The sequence below is a fragment of the uncultured Mailhella sp. genome, assembly GCF_947631555.1.
Taxonomy (GTDB): Bacteria; Desulfobacterota; Desulfovibrionia; order Desulfovibrionales; family Desulfovibrionaceae; genus Mailhella.
This window is the reverse complement of the sequence record NZ_CANRLT010000147.1, coordinates 1-2,873: the sequence shown is the minus strand read 5'-3', so window position 1 is coordinate 2,873 and position 2,873 is coordinate 1. Positions and strand designations below refer to the sequence as shown.

3 protein-coding genes are annotated in these 2,873 nt (G+C 58.1%); 2 read left to right on the top strand and 1 reads right to left on the bottom strand.

All coding sequences use genetic code 11. The features are described 5' to 3' along the window. Window positions 1–1,553: hypothetical protein (locus tag Q0Z94_RS11670; protein ID WP_298069898.1), on the top strand; the 1,553-nt coding region annotated here is incomplete at its 5' end. Further along, on the top strand, window positions 1,526–1,747 hold the full coding sequence (locus Q0Z94_RS11665; protein WP_298069896.1) for a hypothetical protein: 222 nt from the start codon (window positions 1,526–1,528) through the stop codon (window positions 1,745–1,747). The genes Q0Z94_RS11670 and Q0Z94_RS11665, both read left to right, overlap by 28 nt. Window positions 1,748–1,867: 120 nt before the next feature. Here the strand turns inward: Q0Z94_RS11665 and Q0Z94_RS11660 are convergent. Then, the coding region (locus Q0Z94_RS11660; protein ID WP_298069894.1) for an L-serine ammonia-lyase, iron-sulfur-dependent, subunit alpha at window positions 1,868–2,873 on the bottom strand (1,006 nt) is incomplete at its 5' end.

Genomic DNA, 2,873 nt, shown 5'->3' with positions numbered 1-2,873 from the left:
CATATTATGAAGCCGCCGAGGCGAGAAAGGCCGCTATTTTAAATTCTCCCACGCAAATCATTCATGCGGAAGAGATGATCCCCGGCGAAACGTACACCGGGACAGCCTATTACATCTCCAACAACGGGGATGATAACAACGACGGCTTGACGCCTGAAACGGCCTGGCGGACCTGTGATCCGATAAATCCCAGAGCGTGCAAAGAGGTTATCGCGGAGCTTGCGGAGAATGGGATCGTCATTCCCGTCCCGAAGGTTACACTGCAGCCCGGGGACGCGGTCTTTTTTGAACGAGGCAGTGTTTTTCGCCTAACGGATCAACTGGTTCTTGCGTCCGGCGTGACCTACTCCGCCTATGGAGAGGGAGCCAAGCCGGTGTTCACCGCGGCGGAGGAGAACTCCGCCCGCCCGGAGTGCTGGGCACTCTGGTATGAAGGCGAAAACGGGGAAAAAATATGGCGCTTCTATAAAGAGATGTACAACGCCTGCGGGATCGTTTTTGATGACGAGACATACGCCAAGCGGGTCTGGGAGTGGCCGACACCGGAAGGCTGGCTGGCCGTGGAATTACGCCAGATGGATCCGGTCAACGGCATATGCGCTCCTGAGGATCCCTCTGCGGATGTGCGCCTCGTCAGCGCAGGGGAGTACCGCACCGTGGATGAGAACTTGTCCGGCGACCTCACTTTCCTCTTCCGCCCCGATTTGGAGGGATTGCGTTATCCGGTACAATTCGATGGGTGGTATAAGCCCGGAGATATCTATCTGCGCTGCGACAGCGGCAACCCCGGAGAAATTTACTCCGATATAGAGGTCATCGCCTTGCCTGACCGCTCACTCGGCGCAGGACTGTGTGTCAGGGCATTCGATGCGGAGGAAGCGCAGGACTATGTTCTGGACAATCTCTCCATAAAATATTATGGGGACAGCGCCGTGTTCGGCAATATGAAGCTTCCCGGCGCGGTCATCCAGAACTGTACGGTGGAGTTTGGAGGCACTCGGATCTTGAGAGTTGAATCCGCCGAACCTACCAGCAACTTCTTTGCCATTGGCGACGGCATCTACTGCGTGACGGGCGCGGAGATTCGGAACTGCTATTTCCGGCACAGCGGAAACGCCTTTACTTTTGAAAACGCCCAGGAAACGGCGGATCATTTGGGCTCGTATCATGCCTATGGCAATTTGATTGAAAACTGCGGACAGGGCATCCGCACCTATCTCATCAACCCTGATGGCGGCCGTTTTGACGAGCTGATCCTCCGGGACAACATCGTGCTCAACAGCGGCGACAGCATGAACAACGCCTGCTTTGAGTCGCCCACCGCCATCGACCTGGGCAGCGACCTGGTACAGTACGCCGGACATATCGAGGTCTGTGACAATGTGCTGATCGGCAGCAGGCTATCCATGTTAAAAATCCCGGACGTGCCTGCGGTCAAGCTGGATATTCACGACAATGTGATCGCCCAATCCCATGACGGCGTGTTGATCAATGAGATGCAGTGGGACCGCTCAGGGCAAGTAACATGGCATATGATGTCGGACGCCAAATGAATTTAACCCTCTACACGGTCAAAGCCGCCGGAATATCTTCACGATGGCCGAATTATCTGCGGACCGCCGAAGTTGTCGTCAAGCTTTATCCGGGGTTGTCATTCAACTGGATCGGCCTGGACGGTACTACAGTGTGCTCCATCATCCGCATGGACTACAGCTTGATCCACAAATCCCCTGGGCTGACTGAATAGATACGTTTTGTTCCCGAAATATCTCAGCACGGATGTCACAGTACTTATTGACGCCATGAATCCCCTGCAGCACTTTCTCGGCGCTGCAGGGGATTTTCGTGTCTCTGCTCTGGGCAGGTCTCAGCAGGCCTGTCCCTTCTCGATCATGATCCGGAGAATCTCGGTGTCTGTCTCCCGCATGCCCTCAGCGGCCATTCGGCCGATGCTGGCAATGGTGCTCTCCACGTTTTCCTTCACCAGGCCCTCACCGGCGCCGAATGTGTTGCCGTCCATGGACATCTCGTGACCCAGGATGGCGGCGTCCACAGACGTGGCGATTTTGGCAGCGCAGCTGCCCTTGGCGCCGTCACAGACAATGCCGGAAGCATTGGCCAAAGTGTTGGTAATGGTCCTCCCGATGGCGGCCTCATCGCCGCCGTGGAGATAGGTGATGCCTGCGCCGCTGCCGCAGGCGGCACACACAGCACCGCAGAAGGCGGAGAGCCTGCCGATGCCCCGTTTCTGCAGCAGGGCCACCAGGTTGCTCACCACCAGTGCCCGGTAGATCCGCTCCCGGGTAGCGTGGAGATACTCCCCGTACACCAGGATAGGCACGGAGCAGGTAATCCCCTGGTTGCCGCTGCCGGAGTTGATCACCACCGGCAGCACGCAGCCGCCCATTCGGGCATCAGATCCGGCAGCAGCCATGGCCCGGGCGTGGACCCGCACGTCGTTGCCGTAGTGGCGCATCAGGGTGGTGCCCACCCGTCCTCCATAGGCGTGGGTGATGCCCTCCTGGGCGATGCGCATGTTGTACTCCGCCTGCCGGGACAACATGGGCTCCACGTCTTCGATTTTCACCGTATCTGCAAATGTGAGGATGTCTGTAAGGTTCAGCTCGTCCAGGGTGCTGTCGTCCGGCTCTTCGGCAGCGGCCACTTCTTTCTGCAGCAGACAGGTGTTGTCCCGCTCCACCCGGACGATGTTGGTGTGCTCGTCCCGGATCTCCGCCAGGGCTGTGTGGTGTTCGCCCTTCATCTCCACGATGATATGCAGCCGGGACGGGGTGTCCAGCAGCTCCACGGTGCAGATGCCCTGGGCCAGAAGCGCTTTCGTCTTCTCCAGGTCCGCCGGGGTCACCTTGCTC